At 44.6% G+C, this 6000-nt stretch carries 4 protein-coding genes; 2 read left to right on the forward strand and 2 right to left on the reverse strand.

The features are described from left to right. Window positions 1-124 precede the first annotated feature (124 nt). Entirely contained in the window at window positions 125-2215 is a 2091-nt protein-coding gene (gene ppk1, locus R7P67_RS13325; RefSeq protein ID WP_262653858.1) for a polyphosphate kinase 1, read from the forward strand. After that, entirely contained in the window at window positions 2199-3704 is a 1506-nt protein-coding gene (ppx, locus tag R7P67_RS13330; RefSeq protein WP_262653860.1) for an exopolyphosphatase, read from the forward strand. Before ppk1 ends, ppx begins: the two co-directional genes overlap by 17 nt. A 34-nt stretch (window positions 3705-3738) precedes the next feature. Here ppx and R7P67_RS13335 read toward each other — a convergent pair whose 3' ends face one another. Continuing rightward, complete coding sequence (locus R7P67_RS13335) at window positions 3739-4698, reverse strand: PstS family phosphate ABC transporter substrate-binding protein (protein ID WP_017821959.1); 960 nt, start codon at window positions 4696-4698, stop codon at window positions 3739-3741. After that, a complete protein-coding gene (gene phoR, locus R7P67_RS13340) occupies window positions 4698-5996 on the reverse strand; it encodes a phosphate regulon sensor histidine kinase PhoR (protein WP_005383667.1) in 1299 nt (432 codons plus the stop codon). The genes R7P67_RS13335 and phoR overlap by 1 nt, the downstream gene beginning before the upstream one ends. Window positions 5997-6000 lie beyond the last annotated feature (4 nt).

The raw sequence follows: 6000 nt of genomic DNA on the forward strand, positions 1-6000 counted from the left end.
AAGAATACAACTCTTATGCAATGCGTGGTATGAAATAAATCTGTAATGAAAATCTCATAATGTTCTCACTCATCCATTTTTCCAAGATGAGTACGTATTACTTCACTTTTGGCTAGGTAAGGTTATGAGCGCAGAAAAACTATATATAGAAAAAGAGCTGAGTTGGTTGTCTTTCAACGAACGAGTATTACAAGAAGCTGCCGATAAAACCGTCCCTTTGATCGAACGTATTCGCTTTCTTGGGATCTTTTCCAACAATTTAGATGAATTTTACAAAGTACGCTTTGCGGACGTGAAGCGCAGAATCCTAATCAGCCAAGAGCGCGGTGGCAGTGATAGCCCTAAACGACTGTTAACCAAAATGCAGTCGAAAGCACTAAAGCTTAACGAACAATTTGATGAGCTTTACAGCGAATTGATTCGAGAAATGGCACGACGTCGCATTTTCTTGGTCAACGAGCAACAACTGGATGAATCGCAACAAAAGTGGATCGCGAAATACTTCCGTAGAGAGGTAATGCCGCATATCACTCCCCTCCTAATGAAAGACGAGATCGATGTTCTGCAATTTCTCAAAGACGAGTACGCTTACATCGCCGTAGAACTGCGTAAAGAAGAACATTACCAGTACGCTCTGATCGAAATTCCGACCGATCACCTTCCCCGCTTTGTGATGGTACCAGAAAAGAAAGGAAAGCGTCGAAAAACCATCATCTTACTTGATAATATTATCCGCCACTGTTTGGACGAGCTGTTCAAAGGCTTTTTTGATTATGATGAGCTTAGCGGCTATGCGATGAAAATGACGCGTGACGCTGAATACGATTTACGCAATGAAATCGAGTACAGCTTGCTTGAACAAATGTCAGAGGGTGTCAATCAGCGACTGACAGCAAAGCCCGTTCGCTTCGTCTACGAACGCGATATGCCGCCTCAAATGTTAGAGTTTCTGTGTAACAAACTTAATATCTCTAACTACGATAATCTTATCCCCGGCGGACGCTATCACAACTTTAAAGACTTCATCGGGTTTCCAAATGTTGGACGAGAGTATCTTGAAAATAAACCTCTCCCGCCAATGAAATGTGCCGATTTCGAAGGTTATGCCAACAGCTTTGACGCGATTAAAGCGAAAGATATTCTGCTCTATTATCCCTACCACACTTTTGACCACATTAGTGAATTAGTGCGCCAAGCCTCCTTCGATCCAAAAGTACTTAGTATCAAGATTAACATTTATCGCGTCGCGAAAGATTCTCGCTTGATGAACTCTTTAATTGATGCGGTGCACAACGGCAAAAATGTCACTGTAGTCGTCGAACTGCAAGCTCGCTTTGATGAAGAAGCCAATATCGAATGGTCAAAAGTATTAACCGAAGCGGGTGTGCACGTCATCTTTGGTGCGCCTGGTCTTAAGATTCACTCAAAGCTACTGATGATTAGCCGCCGCGAAGGTGAAGAAATTATTCGCTACGCACACATCGGCACAGGCAACTTCCATGAGAAGACGGCACGAATTTATACCGACTTCTCCCTGCTTACGGCAGATCAAGAAATCACTAATGAAGTCCGTAATGTCTTCGGTTACATTGAGAATCCATACCGACCAGTGAAGTTCAATCACCTTATGGTATCTCCTCGTAATTCTCGAACCCAAATCTACCGCTTAATCGATAATGAAATTGCGAATGCCAAGCTAGGGAAAAAAGCCGCTCTTACGATTAAGGTCAATAACCTAGTCGATAAAGGCATCGTCAATAAGCTTTATGGAGCAAGTACTTCCGGTGTAAAAATAAACATGATCATTCGAGGCATGTGCTCATTAGTACCGGGCATTGAGGGGATCAGCGACAATATTCGCATCATCAGTATTGTTGACCGCTTTCTTGAGCACCCTCGCGTGGTGATCACCCACAATGATGGCGATCCGCAAGTTTATATCTCCTCCGCAGACTGGATGACAAGAAATATTGATCACCGTATCGAGGTAGCAGTACCAGTCCGTGATCCACGTTTGAAACAGAGAATTATTGATATAACGAATATCCATTTTACCGATACAGTAAAGGCTCGTTTAATAGATAAAGAAATGAGTAACGCTTACGTACCACGAGGTAATCGCAAAAAAGTTCGCTCTCAAATCGCTATCTATGACTATCTTAAAAATATAGAAAAGCAAACTAGAAAACAAAATTCAGATGCCTCAAATACTTGAACAAGATACTCGCTACATTGCCGCGATAGACCTCGGCTCAAACAGTTTCCATATGGTGGTGGCCAAAGTTGTCGGCAGTGACCTACAACTGGTTAGTCGTCATAAACAACGTGTTCGCTTAGCATCAGGACTCGACAGTGAATTGAACTTAAGTCACGCCGCAATGGAGCGTGCGCTAGAATGCTTAGCCATGTTCGCTGAAAGGTTGCAAGGGCTTGATGAGTCAAATGTACGTATCGCCGCCACACACACACTAAGACGCGCTAAAAATGCCCACCTTTTCATCGAGCGTGCGAAAGAAGTGATGCCTTTCCCAATAGAAATTATCCCTGGAGAAGAAGAAGCCCGCCTGATTTACTTAGGCGTCGCGCACACTCAAGTAGAATCCAACTCCAAACTAGTCATCGATATCGGAGGCGGCAGTACCGAGATGATTATTGGACAAGAATTTGAGCCTGAACTTCTCAACAGTAAACAGATGGGATGCGTCAGTTTTACAGAGCAACACTTTAAAAACGGCAAACTGTCAGGAAAGAACTTCAGCAAGGCGATGTTAGCTGCCGAACAAAAACTCGAGTCCATCGCTTCAACATATCGTAAAAAGGGCTGGGATATTGCTCTCGGCTCATCAGGAACCATCAAAGCGATTCAAGAAGTGCTAGTAGGATTAGGTTTTGAAGATGGCCTGATCACAGCGAGTCGACTGGATACACTTATCGAAACTCTGTGTAAATTTGATTCCATTGAAGATATTGAGCTGGCGGGTCTAACAGAAGAACGTAAACCCGTATTCGCAGCAGGCGTAGCGATTTTGTCCGCGATTTTCAAAGCGCTTCGCATTGAGCAAATGTTTTTCTCCGATGGTGCTCTACGCGAAGGCCTGTTGTACGAAATGGAAGAACGTTTCGCACGCTCCGATATTCGCATGCGCACCACAGAAAATTTAGCCAACAAGCACCGAGTCGACTTAGAGCATGCCGCTCGTGTTAAGGGGCATGCACGTGAGATGTTATGTCAGGTACGCTCTGAACTAGGCATTAAGAAAAAGAGTGAGTTATTTGACTTACTAGAGTGGGCAGCGTTGCTTCATGAAGTCGGATTAAGTATCAACTTGCGTAGTTTCCATCGCCACTCTTTTTATATTCTGTTGCACTCCACCCTACAAGGCTTCAACCGTGAGCAGCAATTAGTGCTTGCAACATTAGCTCGCTTCCAGCGTAAAGCGCTCAAATTGCAAGAACTACCAGATTTCAACCTCTATAAACAGAGTGACGTTATAAGCCTCATCAAAATATTACGACTTTCTGTCGTATTAAATGGGCAGCGTAATGAAGATCCATTGCCTGATATCACCTTATCTATCAAAAATGACGAATGGATTCTCACCTGCACAGATGAAGCATGGCTAGAAAACAATAAATTACTTCACGCGGATTTACAGGAAGAACAAGAACGTTGGGACAGCGCGAAGTGGACACTCACTTTCTGATCTCGTACTGTCCATACCTAAATAAAAAGTCGGCTTACAGGCCGACTTTTTTTAACTCTTCTTCTGCAAAGTCTGCCGTAATGGGCACATAACCATCTTTCTCAACCAACGCTTGTCCCTGAGCAGAAAAGATAAAGCGAATAAACTCAGCTTCAATTGGTGTTAATGGGTAATCAGGATGCTTATTCACGTAAACATATAAGTAACGTGATAGTGGGTACTTACCGCTAACAATATGTTCTCGCGTTGGAGTCACATAGTCATTTCCCATTTTAGCTACAGGGACTAAGCGCACGCCTGCCACTCGATAACCGACACCGGAATAACCAATTCCACTGATGGTTGACGCTACAGCTTGCACAACTGACGCGGAGCCTGGCTGCTCGTTAACTCGGGTCTTGAAATCGCCGCCACACAAGGCATTGCTTTTGAAGTAACCGTAAGTTCCAGAAACGGAGTTACGACCAAACAACTGGACGTTTCGCTTTGCCCACTGTGATTCAAGACCGAGTTGCTGCCAGTTTGTGACAAATTGACTTTCACCACAGCGTAGCGTGGCAGAAAACAAAGCATCTAACTGACTAAAGTTAAGCCCTTGAATTGGATTATCTTGATGAACAAAAATACCGATTGCATCGATGGCGACCCTGAGCGCAGTTGGCTTGTAGCCATGTTCACGTTCAAACGCTTCAACCTCTCTTAAACGCATAGGGCGGCTCATGGGACCAAACTGAGCTGTTTGTTCGGTCAATGCTGGGGGGGCAGTAGAAGAGCCAGACGCTTGGACTTGCGCATTAATATTCGGGTAAATGGATTTAAACTCTTCAACCCAAAGCGTTGTCATACCCGCAAGTGTATCGGAGCCAACAGAGAGCAAGTTCCCGACAATCCCCGTCGTTTTATGATAACTCGGCAATGGTTTATCTTGAGCGCCAGCCATACAGGAACAAACAAGCGCGAATAAACTGAATGTTTTTGCCAATCGTAAAGCCATTATTTCACCACCAAACGCTCAGGCAATACGAAAGAAAACTTACTGCCCACGCCTACTTCACTGTGAATTTCTAAATGAGAGTCATGGTGACTCAGCGCGTGTTTTACAATGGCAAGCCCTAAACCACTTCCTCCAGTATCACGTGATCTTGCTTTATCCACTCGATAAAAACGCTCAGTAAGTCGATGGAGGTGCTGAGGTTCAATACCATCACCACTATCTTCCACCTCTAAGCATGCGCCTTGAGAGGTCTGGAACCAACGAACATTAATGTTCGCACCAGGCGGTGTGTATTTGACGGCATTATAAACGAGGTTAGAGATAGCACTACGTAACTGGTCATCATCGCCCAGCACGCGTAGGCTAGCATCAACATCAAATTTCAATTTATGTTGGTTGTCCCCACTAAGGCTAACCGCCTCTTTTTCTAACACTTCAAGCATCGCGGGCACATTCACGACTTCCTCAAGCTCATGCATAGGTGCCGCTTCAATTTTAGATAGTGTCAGTAGTTGGTTCACCAAACTGTTCATGCGGTTAAGCTGCTCCGTCATGACACCATGAGCTTTGCTCCACATTGGACCCACGACCATATCAGGGTCTTCAGTCATCTCCAAATAACCTTGTAGCACCGTCATTGGTGTACGCAGTTCATGAGATACGTTGGCAAAGAAGTTGCGACGCATTCCCTCAAGTTGTTTTAACTGGCTCACATCACGCACTACCATCAAGTGCTCCCCCTCGGTATACGGTACGATACGCAATTCCAGCATCCGTTCGACGTTGAGTGGTGAACGCATTTCTAATGGCTCTGAGAAGTCTTTCTTGTTGAGGTACTTGATAAAATCAGGTGTACGAATGAGATTCGAGATAGGTTGACCTGAATCTTCTGGCCAATGGAAGCCCAGTAAGTGCTGAGCCAGCTTGTTGCACCAAACAATATTGCCTTCAGCACGGAATACCACTACCGCATCGGGTAGCGATTCTGCACCATTTCTGAATCGACGAATAAGATTAGTAAGCTCTTTTCGTTTGCGGCGTTGGCGCTGTTGTAAGCGATACAACCCATTGAACAAAGATTCCCAGTTACCGCTACCAGACGGTGGCGTGAGGCGTTTTTCATCCCATAACCAAGAAGATAAACGTACTTGGTTATGCAAATGCCACACAAGCTGCAATGCCGTAGCTGCCAAAAGCAACCACGGCATATAACCGAATATCCAACCTACTATCACCCATGGGGTGTAAAAAAAAGCCAGCTCCCAGGCCAGCTTTTTCCACGTTAATCTTTCAACCACTCAT

The sequence above is a fragment of the Vibrio sp. Vb0937 genome (assembly GCF_033338855.1).